This is a genomic window from Rhodobacteraceae bacterium LMO-JJ12 (genome assembly GCA_021555075.1).
Taxonomy (GTDB): Bacteria; Pseudomonadota; Alphaproteobacteria; order Rhodobacterales; family Rhodobacteraceae; genus JAKGBX01.
The window spans coordinates 639,071-659,375 of record JAKGBX010000001.1 but is presented as its reverse complement, the minus strand read 5'-3'; the positions used below and the strand labels follow the sequence as shown (position 1 = coordinate 659,375).

Sequence of the window (20,305 nt, the reverse complement as noted above, 5' to 3'; positions counted from 1 at the left end):
ATTTCCCCGACTCCCGCCGACGCGCGGGGCGAACAGGGAGCCAAATTATTCATGTCGACACCGCTCAGAACTCTGCTGGCCAGCACGGCCATCGCACTGCTCGCAACCCTGCCCGCCTTGCCCGCTCTCGCACAAGACGGCCAGCCGCAGACCAAGCAATATGATGATGGCGGTGTCTATGAGGGCACGTTCAAAAACGGGCTGCAACACGGCCAGGGCACTTACAAACTGCCCAACGGTTATGAATATTCCGGCGAATGGGTCGAAGGCGAGATCAAGGGCAAAGGCACTGCACGCTTCCCCAACGGCTCAATCTACGAGGGCGAATTCGCCAAGGGCAAGCCGCACGGATTCGGCAAGATCGTGTTTTCCGATGGCGGCACCTACGAGGGCGACTGGGTTGAGGGCAAAATCCTGGGCAACGGCGTCGCGACCTATGCCAATGGCGTCAGCTACGAAGGCGGCTTTCGCAACGCCATGCACCACGGCAAAGGCACCATGCGATCTCCCGGCGGCTATTCCTACGAAGGTGATTGGGTCAACGGCGTCAAAGACGGCATTGGCACCATCACCTACCCCGATGGCGCGATCTATGACGGCCAGATCGTCAAAGGCGCGCGCGAAGGCACCGGCAAGCTCATCATGCCCGATGGCCTCGTCTATACCGGCCTCTGGAAAGACGGGCAGATCAACGGCACCGGCACGCTCACCCAACCCAATGGCGATGTTTACAAAGGCCAGCTTGTCGCCGGACGGCGCGAAGGCAAAGGCCACGTAACCTACGCCAATGGCGACACCTACGAGGGCGACTTCAAGGACGATAAACGCGAAGGCATGGGCACCTTTACCGGGGCCGATGGCTACCGCTATGTCGGCTCATGGATACAAGGCTCAATCGAAGGTTCGGGCGAAGTCACCTATCCCGACGGGTCGATCTACAAGGGCCAGTTCCGCGCCGATCAGGCCGATGGCACCGGCATCATCACCTATCCAGACGGCTCAACCTACGAAGGCCAATGGGTCAAGGGCGTGATTGAAGGCATCGGCAAAGCCACCTACGCCAATGGGGTCACCTACGAGGGCGGCTTCAAGAACGCCAAGAACCACGGCCAGGGTGTCATGACCTATGCCGATGGCTACCGCTATGAAGGCGAATGGAAAGATGGTCAGCGTGACGGCAAGGGCGTGGCCACCTATCCCGATGGCACGATTTACACTGGCGATTTCGCCGCCGGTCAGCGCCACGGCACTGGCGAAATCACCATGCCCGACGGCTTCCGCTATGTCGGCGAATGGAAAAACGGCGAGATCTCGGGCCAAGGTGTCGCCACCTACGCCAACGGCGATGTCTACGAGGGCACCTTCCTCAATGGCAAACGCCAAGGGGCAGGCAAGATGATCTATGCCGATGGCGGCACGGAAAGCGGCACCTGGGAAAATGGCGCGCTTACCGATAACTGACAGCGGGTTTTCTCAAAACTTTGACCCACCACCAAATGCGTGCCCGGCTGCGTCGCATGACGATGCTTTCGCGAACCAACGTCCGTAGTTTCCGGCACTGCAATCCATAACCCTCTAAGCGGCGCTGCTGATTGGCGGATCATAAATCGTCACCGTCCCTTCAAAATAAAATCATAACAAATCATATATATCAATCACTTAACTCCTTGCTATTTGATAACAGGAACCAAGTCGAGGATGCCTGCGTTACACTTTCGCCGCTCCCCGGTGGAGGAAAGTGATGACCACATGGCTCACGGTCACCGGAAAGAGCAAAGCACTATGAAGGAAGTCTATTATGAAACTCGCAACTACGAAACGCGTTCAAACAAGTCTGATCACAGCCCTTCTGTTTTCAACCGCAATCCCCGCATACGCGCAATCTACTGACGCGGTTGCAGCGACAGATTTGAACATCCGCTCCGGCCCAGGGCCGCATCATGCCGTCGTCGGTGTCATCCCCGGCGGCGAAACAACCATGGTTGAAGGCTGTTTGGAGACCAAGCCTTGGTGCCAAGTAAAATTTGGTGAGATTGTGGGCTGGTCAAGCTCCGACTATCTGGCCGTAAATGTGGACGAGCAAGCAATTGCTCTGACAACACGACCCGCAAATGTCGAGGTCAATTCGGTCACCTATGAGGACGCTGAAGGCACGTTGGAAAACCAGCGTGAAGGTGCCGCAGTCGGCGCAAGTCTGGGTGTGTTGGCAGGTGTTGCCGTTGGTGGACCGATTGGTGGCATCATCGCAGGCGGCATCTTGGGTGGGGCCGCTGGCTCGGCGGTTGCTGAACCTGCGCAGGAGACAATCACCTATGTCACCTCCAACCCGGTAGAAACCATCTATTTGGATGGCGAAGTGGTGGTGGGTGCAGGTGTTCCGACAACTGTTCCGACGTATGAACTACCACAGTCGGAATACCGCTATCTGAACGTGAATGGTCAAACGGTGATCGTGGACGCCAAAACCAACACCATCGTTCGCATTATTCGCTAACCATTATCCAAACTGAACTTTGCAGACCCGAAGGAGATTTCCTTCGGGTCTGCATTTACCAAACACTGGTCCAGCTTGGCCGCTTACCGCAACATACAGCAACGCCATCAAGCTGCTCGCCGTGCCCCACGCAAACAGACGCGAGCTACCGTATTGCGGTTTGACCAAGAAATGCACACACTCTGCAATCCTTACACCTTGCCCCAATACTCAGAGAGCGTTTTCGGACCACCAACCGGCTCTATCGTCACAATCGCGCAATTTACCCGATCAACACATTAATATGCGCCACCACGCTGCGCGCTAATACAGACGGCTCATACCCGCCCTCCAGCATCGACAAGACACGCCCACCAGAATGCTTGCGCGCCACCTCCAACAGCTTCTCTGTCACCCAGCGATAGTCATTATCGTTCAATGCCAGATGCGACATGTCATCGGCCACATGGGCATCAAACCCGGCTGAGATAAACACAAACTCCGGCTTGAACGCCTCCAGAGCGGGCAGCCAATGCTCGCTCACCGCCGCGCGAAACTCCTCGCCCCCGGCCCCCGCCGACAACGGCACATCAACCAGATTGCCGGTCTCTTTCTCATGCCCGGTAAACGGATAAAACGGATGCTGGAACGAAGAGCAGAACAGCACCCTCGGCTCATTGCGAAAGATATCCTCGGTGCCATTGCCGTGATGCACATCGAAATCCACGATGGCGACACGCGACAGCCCATAAGCCTCCAGCGCATGCGCCGCTGCCACCGCGATATTGTCGAACAGGCAAAACCCCATCGCCTTGTCGTGCTCGGCGTGATGCCCCGGCGGGCGGATCGCGCAAAACCCGGCATGCGCCTCGCCCTTCATGATCAGATCAACACCCAGAACCCCGGCCCCCGCCGCCCGCTCGGCGGCACGCAACGTGCCGGGCGACATCATCGTATCGCCGTCAACCGCCACCGACCCATCCAACGGCGCCAACGCATACACCCGGTCAAGATAGGCCGCGTCATGCACTCGCTCCAACTCGGCGCGCGTGACCAGCGGCGCATCATAGGTGCGCACCACGAAATCGAGGCCCGACATGATCAACTGATTATCAATCGCCGAAAGCCGCTCGGGCTGATCGGGGTGCAAATACCCCGCATCATGCTCCATACAATCAGGGTGGGTGATATAGGCCAGCATGCACTTCTCCTCCTCAACAGACGCTGTCGGGAGGAGCTAACTTCCCGGTACCGCCTACAACTCGCGTTCCACCTCCATGATGTCGCGCTCCTCCGGCGCTTGTGCAATGGAAAAACCCAATTCTTCCATTAATTTCAGCATCGGCTCATTCTCGCGCAGCACCGTTCCCTCGATCACCGTCAGCCCTCGATCCCGCGCCGCATCCATCAGCGCCTTCATCAAACGCGTGCCAATGCCCTGCTGTTGCAACTTGTCGCTGATCACGATGGCAAACTCACAGCTGCGCCGATCCGGATTGATGATATAGCGCGCCACACCCATCTGCACCTGCGCCCCCGGCTCACCCACGAAGGCGACAAGCGCCATTTCGGTGCGATAATCAATCTGGGTAAACCGCGCCAGCATCTCGGGCGACAGCTCATTCACCGTCCCCATGAAGCGAAAGCGTTTGGCCTGTGGTGACAGATCGCGCACGAATTTCTGTTCGCTTTCGGCATCCTCGGGTCGAATCGGGCGGATCGTCAAAATCTGCCCGTCCCCCAGATGCGACGTCTGCACCAACTGCCGTGGATAGGGATGGATCGCCATGTGATCATAGGGGCCGTCTTTGCTCGGCGGGCGCTTGATCACGATCCGCGCATCCACCGCCATTACACCTTCTGGCCCCGCAAACAGCGGGTTGAGATCAAGCTCGGTAATTTCGGGCAATTCACAGATCATGTCCGACACCCGCAACAAGACATCAACCACTGCCTCACGCTTGACCGCGCGACGATCCCGGAACGCCTCCAGAAGGCGCGCAACCCGTGTGCGGTCAATCAATCGGTTGGCCAGCACCTCACTCAGAGGGGGAAGCGCCACAGCATGATCGCCCAGAATTTCAACCATCGTGCCGCCCGCGCCAAACATGATGACCGGGCCAAACACCGGATCACGGCTCGCCCCGACCACCAATTCGCGTGCATCTTCGACCTGCGCCATCCGCTCGACCGTCACGCCGGTAATACGGGCATCCGGGCGCAGCTCGGCTGTGGTCTCAACGATCTGGCGATACGCCGCCATCACTTCCGTCGCACTTGAAAGGCCCAGCTTCACACCGCCAACATCGGACTTATGCGAGATATCCGGGCTCAAAATCTTCATCGCCACGGGAAAACCCACTGTCTCCGCCGCCACCAGCGCCTCGTTGGCAGTTGTCGCCTCGATCGTCATATTGGTCGGGATCTGGAAGGTGCGCAAAATCGCCTTGCTCTCGATATCGTTGAGCATGTCGCGCCCTTCGCTCAGCGCAGTTTGGATGATCATCCGCGCCCCGGTCACATCGGGCAACTCATCCACACCGTTCATCGGCCCCGGCACTTCCAGTGCCAGCTTCTGATGCTTGTAATGCTGCGCCAGATACGAAAACGCCTCAACCGCACGTTCCGGCGTGATAAAATCGGGAATACCCGCCCCGCTCAGAATTTGGCGCGCCTCCGCGACCGAGCTTTCACCCATCCAACAGGCCAGAACCGGCTTCTTGGTGCGCTTCGGCACCGCATCCACCACCGCCAGCGCCGCTGCGGTCGCATCTGTCATCGCTTGCGGTGTCAGCATCGCCAACACGCCATCAAGGTTCTTGTCGTCCAGACAGGCTTTGATAGCAGCGGCGTATTTGTCCGCGCTCGCATCGCCCAGAATATCCACCGGATTGCTCTTGCTCCAATACGGCGGCAGGATACTGTCGAGCGTTTCAACCGTCGACTCTGACAGTTCTGCCACATCCACATCCAGATCGCCTGCCCGGTCAGCGGCCAGAACCCCCGCACCCCCACCATTGGTCACGATTCCCAACCGGTTCCCGCCCATCCGCTTGTGCGCACTCAGGATCTCGGCCGCCGCGAACAGCTGACCAAAAGTATTCGCACGCACAGCGCCCGACCGTTTCAGCGCCGCCTCAAACACCGCATCCGACCCGATCAGAGCCCCGGTATGGGTGTTCGCCGCTTTTGAGCTGGCCACATGCCGCCCCGATTTCAGAACGATCACCGGTTTTGAGCGCGCCGCGATGCGCAGCCCGCTGATAAACCCCGGCGCATGGTTGATGCCTTCAACATAAAGCAAAATGGCGTCGGTCTTGGGGTCGGTTGACAGGAATTGCAGCACATCGCCGAAATCCACATTTTTCGAATTGCCCAACGACACGATGGCCGAAAACCCCGCATGATGCGGTCCCGCCCAATCAACAATCGCCGAACACAGCGCACCCGATTGCGACACCACAGCCAACCGCCCTTGCGGCGCATCAGAATTGAGGAACGTCGCGTTCATACCCAGCCAAGGCCGCACCAACCCGACACAGTTCGGCCCAAGAAACCTTACCCCCGCCTTGCGCGCCACCTCGGCCAGTTCGGCTTCAAGCCGCTGCCCATCTTCGCCCGCCTCCCGAAAACCGGCGGAAAGCACGATGGCCGCGCCCACGCCCGCCGCACCCAACTCGCGAATAATTCCCGGAATCGTCTTGGCAGGGGTCGCGATCACCGCGAGATCAATCTTCTCGGCCACATCAGCAATCTTGCCATAGCACTTTTGCCCGCGCACCGATTCATACTTCGGGTTGATCGGCACAATCGGCCCGGCGAATGCGCCCGCCAACAGGTTGGAATGCACTTTCGAGCCAACGCTCGTGGCGCTTTCACTGGCGCCATAAATCGCAACACCAGTTGGGTTGAATAATGTGTCCAGAGGGCTCTTGAACATGGTCAGACCTTTTCTTCGCTAATCGGAGAAACACTATCATGCTGCACCTGCAAAGTGAACTGGCGAAAAATGGGGTGTTTCCGCAGCGTCAACATTTAGTCGTTATTTAACAAGTATTTAATTATTGTGCACTTGCAGCATAATCGGCGGGTTTCGCACGTTCCGGCGGCTTCTGATGCTCAAAAGGCTCAAAATCGATCCTCCAAATGACATTTCAAATACCGCCACCCGGCGATTTCGAAACGCCATATCACACGATAGTGGAATCACGTACGCAAGCAGCATCGGCACCGCGATCTCCCCTACGAAAGCCGCCCCGCTGCACCCGAAATCAGTTTCCTGCGCTTTCCATCTTGCGATGCGCAATCACCTCTTCCAGCCACCCAAGTTTCAATTCAGGCACCGAAGACAACAGCAGATCGGTATAATCGTCAAACGGCGGGGACAGTACTTCGGATTTCGTGCCATAGCGCACCACCTTGCCCTGATACATCACCGCGATACTGTCGGCGATGGCCTTCACCGTCGCTAGATCATGGGTGATGAACAGATATGCCACATCCTCGCGCTTTTGCAGATTGAGCAGCAGCTTCAGAATGCCATCCGCCACCAGCGGATCAAGCGCGCTCGTCACCTCGTCACAAATGATGAGCTTGGGTTTGGCCGCAAGCGAACGCGCTATGCAAACCCGCTGTTTTTGCCCACCAGAAAGCTCGGCCGGGTAACGGTCAATAAACCCGTCCCCCATCTCAATATCTTCCAGAAGTTCCGCAATCCGCTTGCGCTTTTCGCGCCCCTTCAGGCCGAAATAAAACTCCAATGGTCGCCCGATGATGGTTCCCACCGTCTGGCGCGGGTTCATCGCCGTATCGGCCATCTGATAGATCATCTGCATTTCGCGCAGATCTTCGCGGCTGCGGTTTTCCAGATCCCCGGAAAGCTCGCGCCCGGCAAATTCGATCCGCCCGTCGCTTGGCGGCAACAACCCGGTGATCACCCGTGCCAGCGTCGATTTACCCGATCCGCTTTCGCCCACCACGGCCAGCGTCTGCCCCGGATGCAGCTCGACATTCACATCATGCAGCACGTCAAACTTGGTGCCGCGATACCGCGCCGTGATATTTTCAACCTTCAACACCGGCTCGGCTGTCGGAAGCTTTTCTTCATGCCGGATCGAACGCACCGAAACCAGCGCCTGGGTGTATTCCTCCTGCGGGTGGTTGATGATCTGATCAACCGGCCCGTATTCCACCATGTCGCCCATCTTCAGCACCATGATGTCGTCGCTGACCTGCGCCACCACCGCCAGATCGTGGGTGATATAGAGCGCCGCCACTCCGGTGTCGCGAATGGCTGCCTTGATCGCCTTCAACACATCAATTTGCGTCGTCACATCCAGCGCCGTCGTCGGCTCGTCAAACACCACCAGATCAGGTTCAGGGCACAACGCCAGCGCGGTCATACAGCGTTGCAACTGCCCACCCGACACCTGATGCGGATAGCGGTTTCCGATGGTCTCGGGGTTCGGCAAGCCCAGCTTGTCAAACAGCTCCACCGCCCGCGCCTCGGCCTCCTTGCGGCTGAACTTGCCGTGTTCCAGCGTCGCCTCGATCACCTGTTCCATGATCTTCTTGGCCGGGTTGAAACTGGCCGCAGCCGACTGGCTGACATAGGTCACCTCACCACCGCGCAGCCGACGCACATCGCGCAAACCTGATTTCAGGATATCGCGCCCATTGACCCAAACCTCGCCGCCGGTGATCTCAACACCGCCGCGCCCATAGGCCATCGTAGCCAAGCCAATCGTCGACTTTCCCGCGCCGCTCTCACCGATCAGGCCCAGAACCTTGCCCGCTTCCAGGTCGAAATCCACACCATGCACAATCTCGATCGGATGCGGCTTCTCTCCGGGCGGATAAACCGTCGCCCCGATCTTGAGGCCACGCACTTTGACTAAAGGTTCGCTCATCCCCGGCCCCCTTTCAAACTGGTGGTCCGGTTCAACACCCAATCCGCGACCAGATTCACGCTGATCGCCAGCGTCGCAATCGCCACAGCGGGCCAAAGCGCCGATCCATAACCGTAAATGATGCCGTCCTTGTTCTCTTTCACGATCCCGCCCCAATCGGCCATTGGCGGTTGCACACCCAGCCCAAGAAACGACAACGTCGAAATGAACAGCACCGCAAAGATGAAACGCAGCCCCATTTCCGCCACCAGCGGAGACAGCGCATTCGGCAGGATTTCACGAAAGACGATCCAGACCCGCCCTTCCCCGCGCAGCTTGGCAGCCTCGACATAATCCATCACGTTGATATCCACCGCCACAGCCCGCGCCAGCCGGTAAACCCGTGTAGAATCAAGCAACCCCATCACCAGCACAAGAACCGTGATCGTGACCGGCGTCACCGACAGAATCACCAGTGCCAGAATCAGCGTCGGGATCGACATCATCAGATCGACAAACCGCGAAATCAACTGATCGACCCACCCCCCGATCACCGCCGCCAACAGGCCCAGAACCGACCCCGTGGTAAAGGATATGATCGTCGCCACCGTGGCGATGAAGATCGTCGTCTGCCCGCCATAAATCATCCGCGTCAGCAGATCGCGGCCGATGTTATCCGTGCCCAGCCAATGCTCGGCGCTTGGCGCTTCCCAGACATCGCCAACCACTTCGGCCATGCCATAAGGCGCGATCAAATCGGCGAAAATGGCGATCAGAAAATAGAGAGCCGTGAAAAACAGCCCGATCATCGCGGCAAGGGGAATGTTCTTCATCATTTCGGATGCCTCAAACGTGGGTTCGCCAGAATGGCCACGATATCAGCCACCATATTCAGCCCGATATACACGGCGGCAAAGATCAGCCCACAGGCCTGCACCACCGGCAAATCGCGCTTGCTCACATGATCGACCAGATATTGACCCATCCCCGGATAGGTAAACACCACCTCGACCACCACGACCCCGACCACCAGATAGGCAAGGTTCAGCATCACAACGTTCACAATCGGCGAGATCGAATTGGGAAACGCATGGCGCCAGATGACCTTGAACATCGTCAGCCCTTTAAGCTCCGCCGTCTCAATATAGGCCGATTGCATCACATTCAGGATCGCGGCGCGTGTCATCCGCATCATATGCGCCAACACCACCAGCGTCAGAACCGCCACCGGCAGCGCAATCGCCTGAAGCTTTTGACCAAGGCTCATGCTGTCATAAATCATCGACACCGTCGGCGCCCAGCGCAGCTTGACGCCGATATAATACATCAACAGATAGCCGATCAGGAACTCGGGAATAGAGATCGACGCCAACGTCACCCCGGAAATAAGCTTGTCAGGCCACCGGTCACGATACCGCACCGCCAAAAGCCCGAGAAAAATCGCCAGCGGCACCGAAATCACCGCCGCCCACATCGCAAGGAAAAGCGTATTGGAAAGGCGCGAACCGATGCTTGACGCGATATCCTGCCCACTGGTCAGCGCCGTTCCAAGATCGCCTTGCAACACACCGCCCAGCCAACTGAAATACCGGCTCACCGCAGGCTCGTTCAGCCCCAGTTCCTCGCGCAGATTGGCCAACGCCTCGGGCGTGGCCGATTGCCCCAAAATACTCTGCGCCACGTCGCCGGGCAGAATAATCGTCCCTGCAAAAATAAGGATTGAGACGAGAAGCATGAGCAAAAGGCCCAGCGCAAGACGCTGGGCCACCAATTTCAGGGCAACGCCCATCTTATGCGGTGATCCAAGTCTTGACCGGACCATAAAGGTTCATCACGCCGAAGCCCGCGGTCTCCTCCCATCCGCCAATATTGGTGGCAACGCCATCAACAAAGTCGTTGAACATCGGACAGATCAACCCGCCTTCATCACGCACGATAGTACTCATGTCGGCATACATCTGCTTGCGCTTTGTCTCGTCCAACTCGGCACGCGCCGCAATCAATAGCTGGTCGAACTTCTCATTGCTGAATCGCGTGTCGTTCCAGTCCGCCGTGCTCAGATATGCAGTCGAAAACATCTGGTCCTGCACCGGGCGTCCGCTCCAATAGCTGGTGCAGAACGGCTGTTTGTTCCAGACTTCCGACCAATACCCATCATTGGGCTCACGCTTGATTTCCAGGTTGATCCCCGCCGCCTTGCACGATTGCTGGAACAACGCCGACGCATCCGGCGCACCGGGAAACGAATTGTCCGAAGTGCGTAGCAAAATCGGACCGTCATAACCCGATTTTTTCATGTGATGCGCAGCTTTGTCTGGATCATACGTGCGCTGCTCCGCTTCGGTGAACAGCGGATAAGACGCGTTGATCGGTGTGTCATTGCCAACCGAACCATAGCCGAACAGAATTTTGTCGACCATCTCCTGCCGGTTGATCCCGTATTTCAACGCCATGCGCACGTCGTTGTTGTCAAACGGTGCGGTGTTGCAATGGGCGATGAACACGTAATGCCCCGGCCCGCTCTTGGAATGCACGTCGATATTGGGCGAGCGCGAAATCAGACCCGCGGTGCGCGGCGGCACCCGGCTGATCATATGCACCTGACCCGACTGCAACGCCGCGACGCGCGCAGTGTCATCGTTGATCAGCAGCAATTCGATCATGTCGGCATGGCCATGGCTGCCATCCCAATGATCGGCGTATTTCTCGCCGACAAAGCGCACGCCCATATCCATGCTGGTGACTTTATATGGCCCGGTCCCGATCATCGCCGACGGGTCGTCCTTTCCGCCATTGGGCTGAATCATCAGATGATAGTCGGTCATGAGATAAGGCAAGTCAGCATTCGGTTCAGACAGCTCAACGATAAAATCATCGCCCTCGGCCCGCATCGCCTTGATGCCGCGCATGATCCCCAATGCACCCGATTTGGTATCTTCGCCCGAATGGCGCTCCATCGTCGCCATAACATCTTCGGCGGTGACCGTCTTACCGTTCGAGAAGGTCACATCCTTGCGAATCTTGAAGGTCCAAACGCTGGCATCAGCCGAACCAGACCAGCTCTCGGCGATACGCCCTTCCAGTCCGCCGTTCGCGCTAAGCTCAACCAGAGGCTCACCCCAGAGCCGCAGCACCATCGTCGTCGCATTGTTGGTCGACAGCGCCGGATCAAGGCTGTCCGATGAACTGCCCCCTTCTACGCCAGCCGAGATCGTGCCGCCTTTTTGCGGCCCTGCAGCCCGCACGGCTTGGGCCAGAATCGTGTTGGCCATCGCAGCCCCCACACCCAGCACCGCCGCCCGGCCAAGGAATTCGCGTCGCGAAATCCGCCCCATAGCAGCACGCACCTTGAGATAGTCGAGTTGATCGGACATGTCGTTCTCCCTATTGTTCTGTTTTTTTGTCTCCCGGCGAGCCGCATTCTTGCGCGCCCCGGTTATTAATTCTTGGCTCAATAAAAACCCATAGCACCCGCGCCCGCAAGGAGTTTCTCGGAACGCCCCCGGCTTGACTCGCTCACAACCCGTCCCGTTCAATACTCTCCTGCATGTCTCGTTCAAAGATCAGAACGTCGTTTTCATAGGCCTCCATCCGCGCATTGAGATGGAAATGGGTCTTGTCCGACCACATCTCGGCAAATGTCTCGGTCCTCAGCCTTATGCCGTCGCGCTCCACTTCCTTGGTCCCCTCAATATTCGCGATCAGCCCCGGAACCGCAATCTCATAGGCATCGCCCAAGCCCCCAACCCCAGTACCTTCGCCTTGATCGCGCTGAAATCTTCTGTGACCGAACCGTGCTTCCAATACCCCGTGCGCCTCTGATGCCCGAGCCACACCAAGTCAAGCGACCGTCAGCCGCTTCATCTTGCCATAAATATTCCGGGGGTGAGGCCAAAGGCCGAGGGGGCAGCGCCCCCTTTATCAACATGCCAGATCCAGAACGCCAACCGCAGGATGCGCCAATCGCGCATCCCCCGCTGTTGCCTATTCCAGCTCCAGCGCGCTCAACGTGTTCAACAAGTCCAGAAGTTGCTCCATCTTGTCGCGGCCATATTGCTTTTCCAGCCGTGCAAAAATCGCAATGCTCTCCGGCGCCGCCTTGGTCAGCAGGGCAACCCCTTCAGGCGTGATATCCAACAGCACCTTGCGCCGGTCGCTCGGATGGTCGCGCCGCGTGATCAGCCCTTTGCGCTCCAGCAATTGCATGATCCGGGTCAGCGACGGGTTCAAAAGACAGGCGGCATGGGCCAGATCCTTGGGGTCCATCGTGCCGCGCTCAGCCAGCACACGCAGCACGCGCCACTGCTGCTCGGTCACGCCCGCTTTCTGCAGCATCTGGCGGATCGGCGCCATCATGGTCTCGCGCGCGCGCAGCATCGCAATAGGAAGCGACCTTGTGGTTTCAGGAAGGTTGGGCCCATGAACGGGCGCATTTGTCAGTTTCGTCATATCTCTATCTCGCTGATTTTCGCGCGCCCGACAAGAGTCGGGAACCGCGCCCAATAGCCGCTCCCCCACAGCGCACCACATCAAAGATGTTTCGAGACAGACCTCGCTTACGCGTTCGTTTCGAAACACCTACAACAGTGATGTGCTGCAAAGTGTTTCCACTTAACCCTGTCTCAGGCAAAAAATGAAACGCTTTAATCAATTTTTGCCCGAATTTTCGGCCAGGCAACGGCATACGGTTGTCAGCCATGAGTCAGCCGGAAATCAGCCGCCTGTCGCCCCCGGTTTTTGCGGCCCCAAACCCCGTTAACCCTCGCGGACGATGCTTTAACTTATCCGTCCGAAACCCCGGCTTCGGCAAATGTCGCCATCCCTGAATGACAGGCAATCGCGCCCATCAAAATGCCCATCGCCAACGCCGCGCCCGACCCCTCTCCAAGCCGCATTCCCAACGCCAGAATTGGCTCTTTTCCCAGTTCTTTCAACATCTTGGGGTGTCCCGGCTCGGCGCTCACATGGCCTGCCACCGCATGATCCAACGCCCCGGACACCGCGCGCTCAAGACAGGCCGCCGCCGCCGTTGCGATGAACCCGTCCAGGATCACTGGAATACGCAGGCAACGCGCCCGCGCCATCGCCCCCGCCATCGCCGCCAACTCACGCCCCCCAAGACAGCGCAGAACGCCCAGACCACCATCCAACGCATTGGAATTGCATGTATTTCCTTCACGCACCACCCGCGCCTTCAAGGTCATACCAGCCTCATCCACCCCGGTGCCACGCCCCACCCAATCCTCGGCCTCGCCGCCGAACAGAGCCAAGGCAATCGCCGCCGCGCTGGTGGTGTTGCCGATTCCCATCTCACCCACCACCAACAGGTCGCCCGTTGGGTCCACCGTCTTCCAACCTATCTGTAAACACTCAATAAATTCGGCCTCACTCATTGCCGGCCCCTGAGTGAAATCCGCCGTCGCGCGCTCCAGCGACAGGGCATGAACATCCATCTTGGCGCCAAATACCTTGGCCAACTGGTTGATCGCCGCGCCCCCGGCTTGAAAATTCGCCACCATCTGCGCCGTCACCTCGGCCGGAAATGCCGAAACCCCGCGCGCCGTAACGCCATGATTTCCCGCGAAAACAATCACCTGCGGACGTTCCAGCCGGGGCCGCGCATCGCCCCGCCACCCGCCATACCAGAGCGCCAACTCCTCCAACCGTCCCAGCGCGCCGGGCGGTTTGGTCAACTGAGCGTTGCGTGATTCGGCCTCCGCAAGGGCGCGCGCATCAGCGCCCGGTGCCGTTTCCAGAAGGTTACGAAACTGTTCTAGAGTCTGAAAATCAGCCATGAAATCCCCGTTGCGTTGCCCCGTTCCCGCGTGTTTAACCCAATCACCCCCGCCCTCAAGGCCCAAAAGGACCGCATGATGCGCGAAAGCGACCGCCCTTTTTGCCCCGATGACATCCGCGCCGCGCTGGCCCTTCTCAGCCGCGTCCCCCTGCGCGTCTCGCCACATGCCATGGCCCGCGGCGCCAGATCTGCCTGGTGCTGGCCCGCAGTCGGCCTGATCCTGGCCAGCTTCGCCACCCTACTGGCAGTGTTCTTGCAAGCTATTGGAATAAAACAGGAAATATCTGCGCTCCTGGCCCTCGCCCTGCTTATCGTGATGACGGGCGCGCTGCACGAAGACGGCCTCGCCGATGTTGCCGATGGCTTCTGGGGCGGCTTTGATCGCGCCCGAAGGCTCGACATCATGAAAGACAGCCATATCGGCAGTTACGGCGTGTTGGCGCTGATCCTTTCGCTGGGTCTGCGCGGGGCCGCCTTGATCGCGCTGGCCGATCATCTCGCCATCGCCCTGCTGGCCTCTGCCGCGCTGTCACGCGCTGCGATGGCCCATGTGATGCACAAGTTGCCCAACGCCCGCACCACAGGCCTGTCCGCTCAAACCGGCCGCCCGCCGCGTCAAGCGGTTCGCATCGCCTTGCTGATTGCCGTCGGCGTCGTCGTTCTGCTCACCGGTTGGGACGCGGTCTGGATTTTGCTCGCCGCCATTGCCGCAACTTATGCCTGCGCCCGGATCGCCCAGGCCAAGATCGCGGGCCAGACCGGTGATGTTCTCGGCGCGACCCAGCAGATCACCGAAATCAGCACCCTTCTCGCGCTGTCCGCCCTGCTCTGAACTGGCTGTTTTTTAGATGAAACTATTCAAATCCGGGCGTTGGCTCTGCACTCCTCGCTTCCGGGCCCAGCCCCCGAAAGCACCCTAAGCCATTATAAAAAAATAATAAAACCGCGCCCCATTCAGGCGCGGCTTTCAAAACTCTCAAACTTGAACCGCTTCAGGCAGCACGCGCCAAAAGCACATCATCAACCTGTTTGGCAGCAGCGATCTCATCGCCCCCGGCCACAGCCGCCACTTCGCGCGTCAGCCGCTCCAGCGCCGCTTCGTAAAGCTGGCGTTCGGAATAGCTCTGCTCACGTTGGTCGTCGTTGCGGTGCAGGTCGCGCACCACTTCGGCAATCGCGATCAGATCACCCGAGTTGATCTTCTGTTCGTATTCCTGCGCCCGACGCGACCACATGGCACGCTTGACTTTTGCCTTGCCTTTCAACGTCTTCATGGCCTGGCTCACAACATCCGGGCTCGAAAGGCTGCGCATTCCGATTTCGGTTGCCTTGTTGGTGGGCACCCGCAGCATCATCTTGTCTTTCTCGAACGAAACCACGAACAGCTCAAGCTCAAAGCCAGCCACTTCCTGTTTCTCAATAGACACAATCTGACCCACGCCATGCGCCGGATAGACTACGTATTCATTCGGACGAAAATCCGATCTTCTCGACTTGCTCATGCAGTTTATCCTTCAGCATCGCATCCCAGAGATCTGCCCACCCTCGCACAGTCTCCATCGCGCAGGCACCAAGCCCGCCGACAGATGACAAGTGACACAAACAAAACCACCCAAGAAACCGCGAGGTATCGCTGCTCGGTTGGGTGGTATCAGGCAGATTTCTTCATTTGTGACGATAATATAACACGAATCGCACCCGATTCAAAGTGCCGCCGCAACACTCCTCCACATTTCCCAGTAAAAAAAGGGATTTCGGAAGTATGTGCCGCGCCACCTATCCGAGCGAATCGGGTTATTCTCAGCCGCCCTCGCCGGGCTTTTCCGAGAAATACTTGTTCACCTTGTCGGTCTCACCATCGCGCTCCTCGGCCTCAGGAAGCGGATCCTTCTTCGAGATGATCACCGGCCACAGTTCTGAATATTCCCGATTGAACGTGACCCATTTGTCCATGTCCGGTTCAGTATCGGGGCGAATCGCGTCTGCCGGGCATTCCGGCTCGCACACGCCACAGTCGATACATTCATCGGGATGGATAACCAGCATGTTCTCACCCTCATAGAAGCAATCTACAGGGCAGACTTCAACGCAATCTGTGTATTTGCAGGCAATGCAGTTGTCGGTCACGACATAAGTCATATCGGGCGTCCATCTTTATCGGTGTCGATCACTAGCTAATTCAGTCCCGTCCATCATTCAAGGACATCTCTTGTCACAGGCAGAGGCGCATTCGGTGGGCCGTCTCAGCTGTCTTCATTGCCCGATCTGAAGGCATCCATCACGCGTCTGTCGCGCTTGGTGGGCCGCGCTCCGCTTCGCGGCTCCGGTGGCGCTTTCGTCTCCTCGGGCGGGGTCAGATCATCATATAGCCCCTGCGCCTCTGCGGCCGGACCGCGCCGCACACCCAACGCCGCGATCCGGATCACCCTGATACGGCGCGCCTGCGCAAAGGTCAAAACATCGCCCGGTCCCACGGGCTGCGCCGGTTTTGCGGCCTTGTCGCCGTTCACCCGCACATGTCCGCCCGAGACTTGCTTTGATGCAATCCCGCGCGTCTTGAAAAACCGCGCGTACCACAACCACTTGTCCAGACGGATCTTTTCCGCTGACCCGACCAATCTCAGCCCTTGTCCTTCAGCCCCATCAGCGCGGCGGCGAACGGGTTATCGGGGTCGATCACGTCTTTCTTGCGCGGCTTTGATTCGTAGCGCTGCGCGCCTTGCGGTTTGGCCTGTTCACGCCGCGGTTTGCCCTTCTGGCCCTGCGGTTTACCTTTGCCCTGTGGCTTGCCGCGCGGCTTGTCGCCCTCGCCGCGCGGAGCATTGCGTCGCCCGCCACGTTGTCCGCCCCAAGTGAAGGTATAGAAGACTTCGACCTCGGGCGCGTCTTCGGCATCTGGTCCGGTCACTGCGCCGGTCGCCTCGGGCGTTGCGGTGACAGCTTCGGCGGGTTCGGCATCGGCAGGCACCGTCTCAACCGGTTTGTCTTCGGCCTCCGGCGCGGCTTCTGCGACTCCCTCTTCAGTCTTTGCCACATCCGCCCCGGCAGCCGCATCTTGCGCCACATTCACTGCTGCATCCGTCCCGGCAGCCGCTTCCGGCGCTTTCTTGACCTTCTCGCGCTCGCCTTTTTCGGCTTTGTATCCAAGCCCCTGCATCAGCGCGGAAAACTGCTCCAGCGACAGCCCGGTGATCGAAAGCATGTCGGGATTTGCTTCAAACCCCGCGCGGCTGTTCTCGCCCCGCAGCATATCCGCCAGCCGTTCCAGCATGTCGATCCGAATCGCGCGGTCCCCAGCAGTGCGATAACCGCACATCGTATCCACACCCGGCGTCGCATCTCGCGGCGCGGGTACCGTTACCAGACCCGGCGGCGGCGCCTCGGGGAATTCGTCCAACCCTTTGAAAAGCGACCACAAGACCAGCCGCAGGCGGGTCGGCGCTGGTTTCAAGAGAAGCGGCATGAAGACGGTGAATTGACCAAAGCGGACACCGTGCTTACGCAAGGCGCCACGCGCCTCCTGATCAAGCGCCTTCACGTCTTCGGCCACCAAATCGCGCGGCAAGATGCCAAACCCTTCGGCCATCCGGAATGCAAACCCGCGGGCCAGCCCCTGCATCTCTTCGTCACGGCTCAGGTTCAAGAGCGGCTCGAACAAGGTCGCGATCTTGCGATCGATGAAATGCTGCAAGCGACGTGTGACCTTCTGCATCACCTCCTCGCCGGCTTCTTCATCGACAAAGGCGCTGACAACGGGCTTCATCGGCTCGGATCCGGCAACAAGCTTGCCAACCGCATGCTCGCCCCACATCAACCCACCTTGTTCGGTAAAGTCGATCTCGGTATCGGGCGCGTTATAGAACCGATCCGCGCGCAGATGGAAATGCGGCACCAACGCCTGCATCCCAGCCTGTTGCAGCGTTTTGGCTTCTTGCCCACTTGCGCTCTTGTCGATCGCAAAACGGAACCCTTCAAGACGGCCCACCACATGGCCTTCAACCGTCACTTCACCCTTGTCGTTTACCTCGGCCACCATGGCTTCCTTCTGTTTGAGCCGCCGCAGCAACACAGATGTGCGCCGGTCCACGAATCTTTGCGTCAGCGCACCATGCAGCGCATCCGACAGGCGATCTTCTACAGCGCGGGTCTCTCCGCGCCAATGCTCTTCGTCGTTTAGCCAGCCTTTTCGCTGAGCGACATATGTCCAAGTACGGATAAAGGCCAGACGTTTCGACAATGTGTCAATGTCGCCATCCGTCCGGTCGATCCGTGTCACCTGCCCGGCAAACCAATCTTCCGCGACCATACCATTTTCATGCAGATAGCCAAATATTCGCTCCAACAAGGCGGCATGTTCGGCCTGGCTGATACCCCGAAAGTCGGGAATCCGGCACACATCCCATAACAACCGAACCGAGCGCGCATCGCTTGCCCGCGCGAAGACTTCCGCCTCCTGGCTCAACGTTTTCAGCGCCGTCAGGTCGTCTGCATCGCGCGCCTTGACGAACATTTCGACCTGCGGCTTTTCGTCAAGCGACCGGATAAGCGCGTCCAGTGTGCCAAATTGCAGTCGCGAATTGCGCCATTGCAGCTTGCGAAGCGGCGTGAATTGGTGCTCCACAATCGCTTCGGCCACATCCGGCGCAAGATCAGGTGCCTCACCGGTCACTCCGAACGAACCATCGCTCATCCCGCGCCCCGCTCGCCCCGCAATCTGGGCCAACTCATTGGGCGCCAGATTGCGCATCCGCCGCCCGTCGAACTTGGTCAGAGACGAAAACGCCACATGGTCGATATCAAGGTTCAGCCCCATCCCGATGGCATCCGTCGCCACCAGAAAATCGACCTCGCCATTCTGATACATCTCAACCTGCGCATTGCGCGTGCGCGGGCTGAGCGCGCCCATCACCACCGCCGCACCCCCCCTTTGGCGACGCAAGAGCTCGGCAATCGCATAGACGTTATCGACCGAAAACCCGACAATAGCCGAGCGCGGCTTCATCCGGCTGATCTTTTTTGGGCCAGTATAGCTCAGTTGGCTCATCCGCTCACGGTTCACAAACTCGACCTGCGGAATCAACGCCCGGATTGGCCCGCGCATCGTGTCCGACCCCAGCAACACCGTCTCGTGCAATCCGCGCGTGTTCAGCAACCGGTCAGTAAAGACATGCCCGCGCTCGGGATCGGCGCAAAGCTGGATCTCGTCTATCGCGACGAAATCGGCCCCCATCCCTTCGGGCATCGCCTCGACTGTGCAGACCCAATATTGCACCCGATCGGGAACGATCCGCTCTTCCCCGGTGATCAATGCCACCACAGAAGGCCCGCGCGCCCGAACGATCCGGTCATAGACCTCGCGCGCCAACAGGCGCAGCGGCAGGCCGATGATCCCGCTGCGATAGCCCAGCATTCGCTCGATGGCATAATGGGTCTTGCCCGTGTTGGTGGGGCCAAGCACGGCAACGATCCGCCGGTCTCCGGTCATGATGCTCTCTCGCCCCCCCGGATCCGCTGGTCAGAGTTCGGTGCCGTTCACGCCACGTTCAAGCTGCTGCAAACGTGACTTCGCCCCTTCATGATGCGGATGCAGGTCAAGCACAAGCCGGTAGGCATCATAGGCTTGCTCGGGTTGGTCCAGTTGCTCGAAAATTGTGCCGAGCCCGAAAATGGCGTCGTATTGGCGCGGGTTAAGCATCAGCACCCGATTCAGATCATCAACCGCCGGGCCGATCTGCCCGATCTGGGCATAGGCCTGTGCACGCCCATACCAGCCTTCCGCGAAATCCTGCGCATGATCAGTGAGCGCCGTGAAATGCTCGATGGCGGCGGGAAAGTCTTCCTTCTCCAACGCTTCGCGCCCACGTTTGAGCAGCAGATCCATGGCCGGTGACCCCGATTGCCTCCAGACCATCCCGATTTCGCGTTCAATACGCGAAGCGTCCACCACATCGGCAGATTTCAGCCGCTCAAAAAGCGTTTCAATTCCGCCCTCCTGCGCGCCCATAGGCCCGGCAGGAAGGGAAAACCATACTATCGCGAGGGTTGCCGCAACGATAGGTTTGAGATTGAATGGGTGAATGCTCATAGTAACAATGAGTGTAACGCGCTGCCCATGGCAATGTCAGCCCCCGGCGGCCAGAAGAAAGG

17 protein-coding genes are annotated in these 20,305 nt (G+C 58.8%); 3 read left to right on the top strand and 14 right to left on the bottom strand.

All coding sequences use genetic code 11. The features are described from left to right. Positions 1-51 precede the first annotated feature (51 nt). Both LZG00_03125 and LZG00_03120 read left to right on the top strand, forming a co-directional pair. Entirely contained in the window at positions 52-1,461 is a 1,410-nt protein-coding gene (locus LZG00_03125) for a 2-isopropylmalate synthase (GenBank protein ID MCF3592986.1), read from the top strand. Between the two features lie 337 nt (positions 1,462-1,798). After that, a complete protein-coding gene (locus LZG00_03120; GenBank protein ID MCF3592985.1) occupies positions 1,799-2,494 on the top strand; it encodes a DUF1236 domain-containing protein in 696 nt (231 codons plus the stop codon). 262 nt (positions 2,495-2,756) lie between these two features. On the opposite strand, the gene LZG00_03115 is transcribed toward LZG00_03120, so the two are convergent. From LZG00_03115 to cobT, 9 genes are all read right to left on the bottom strand, one after another. After that, entirely contained in the window at positions 2,757-3,674 is a 918-nt protein-coding gene (locus LZG00_03115; GenBank protein MCF3592984.1) for a histone deacetylase family protein, read from the bottom strand. Positions 3,675-3,728: 54 nt separating this feature from the next. Then, entirely contained in the window at positions 3,729-6,413 is a 2,685-nt protein-coding gene (locus LZG00_03110) for a bifunctional acetate--CoA ligase family protein/GNAT family N-acetyltransferase (protein ID MCF3592983.1), read from the bottom strand. Positions 6,414-6,744: 331 nt separating this feature from the next. Further along, a complete protein-coding gene (locus LZG00_03105) occupies positions 6,745-8,382 on the bottom strand; it encodes an ABC transporter ATP-binding protein (protein MCF3592982.1) in 1,638 nt (545 codons plus the stop codon). After that, positions 8,379-9,194: an ABC transporter permease gene (locus LZG00_03100; GenBank protein MCF3592981.1), complete on the bottom strand. Its 816-nt coding sequence runs from the start codon at positions 9,192-9,194 to the stop codon at positions 8,379-8,381. Before LZG00_03100 ends, LZG00_03105 begins: the two co-directional genes overlap by 4 nt. Beyond that, positions 9,194-10,150 carry an ABC transporter permease gene (locus LZG00_03095; GenBank protein ID MCF3592980.1) on the bottom strand — a complete coding sequence of 319 codons (957 nt, stop codon included), beginning with the start codon at positions 10,148-10,150 and terminating at the stop codon, positions 9,194-9,196. Before LZG00_03095 ends, LZG00_03100 begins: the two co-directional genes overlap by 1 nt. A gap of 1 nt (position 10,151) precedes the next feature. Next, the gene (locus tag LZG00_03090) at positions 10,152-11,735 is read right to left on the bottom strand and encodes an ABC transporter substrate-binding protein (GenBank protein ID MCF3592979.1); all 1,584 of its coding nucleotides are present in this window, start codon (positions 11,733-11,735) and stop codon (positions 10,152-10,154) included. A 142-nt stretch (positions 11,736-11,877) separates the two neighbouring features. Beyond that, positions 11,878-12,099, bottom strand: coding sequence for a hypothetical protein (locus LZG00_03085; GenBank protein ID MCF3592978.1), 222 nt, complete (start codon positions 12,097-12,099; stop codon positions 11,878-11,880). A 246-nt stretch (positions 12,100-12,345) separates the two neighbouring features. After that, entirely contained in the window at positions 12,346-12,810 is a 465-nt protein-coding gene (gene hpaR / locus LZG00_03080) for a homoprotocatechuate degradation operon regulator HpaR (GenBank protein ID MCF3592977.1), read from the bottom strand. 332 nt (positions 12,811-13,142) lie between these two features. After that, the gene (cobT, locus tag LZG00_03075; GenBank protein MCF3592976.1) at positions 13,143-14,156 is read right to left on the bottom strand and encodes a nicotinate-nucleotide--dimethylbenzimidazole phosphoribosyltransferase; all 1,014 of its coding nucleotides are present in this window, start codon (positions 14,154-14,156) and stop codon (positions 13,143-13,145) included. A gap of 78 nt (positions 14,157-14,234) precedes the next feature. On the opposite strand from cobT, the gene cobS reads away from it, so the two are divergent. Further along, the gene (gene cobS / locus LZG00_03070) at positions 14,235-14,990 is read left to right on the top strand and encodes an adenosylcobinamide-GDP ribazoletransferase (protein MCF3592975.1); all 756 of its coding nucleotides are present in this window, start codon (positions 14,235-14,237) and stop codon (positions 14,988-14,990) included. Between the two features lie 160 nt (positions 14,991-15,150). Here the strand turns inward: cobS and LZG00_03065 are convergent, their stop codons facing one another. The 5 genes from LZG00_03065 to LZG00_03045 form a co-directional block, all read right to left on the bottom strand. Continuing rightward, a complete protein-coding gene (locus tag LZG00_03065) occupies positions 15,151-15,660 on the bottom strand; it encodes a CarD family transcriptional regulator (GenBank protein MCF3592974.1) in 510 nt (169 codons plus the stop codon). 298 nt (positions 15,661-15,958) lie between these two features. Next, the gene (locus LZG00_03060) at positions 15,959-16,297 is read right to left on the bottom strand and encodes a ferredoxin family protein (GenBank protein MCF3592973.1); all 339 of its coding nucleotides are present in this window, start codon (positions 16,295-16,297) and stop codon (positions 15,959-15,961) included. Positions 16,298-16,401: 104 nt separating this feature from the next. Continuing rightward, positions 16,402-16,776 (bottom strand): RNA-binding S4 domain-containing protein, encoded by a 375-nt coding sequence (locus LZG00_03055; GenBank protein MCF3592972.1) that lies wholly within the window; start codon positions 16,774-16,776, stop codon positions 16,402-16,404. Positions 16,777-16,778: 2 nt separating this feature from the next. Then, positions 16,779-19,643: a disulfide oxidoreductase gene (locus LZG00_03050; protein MCF3592971.1), complete on the bottom strand. Its 2,865-nt coding sequence runs from the start codon at positions 19,641-19,643 to the stop codon at positions 16,779-16,781. 30 nt (positions 19,644-19,673) lie between these two features. Then, positions 19,674-20,243: a tetratricopeptide repeat protein gene (locus LZG00_03045; protein MCF3592970.1), complete on the bottom strand. Its 570-nt coding sequence runs from the start codon at positions 20,241-20,243 to the stop codon at positions 19,674-19,676. Between the last annotated feature and the right edge of the window lie 62 nt (positions 20,244-20,305).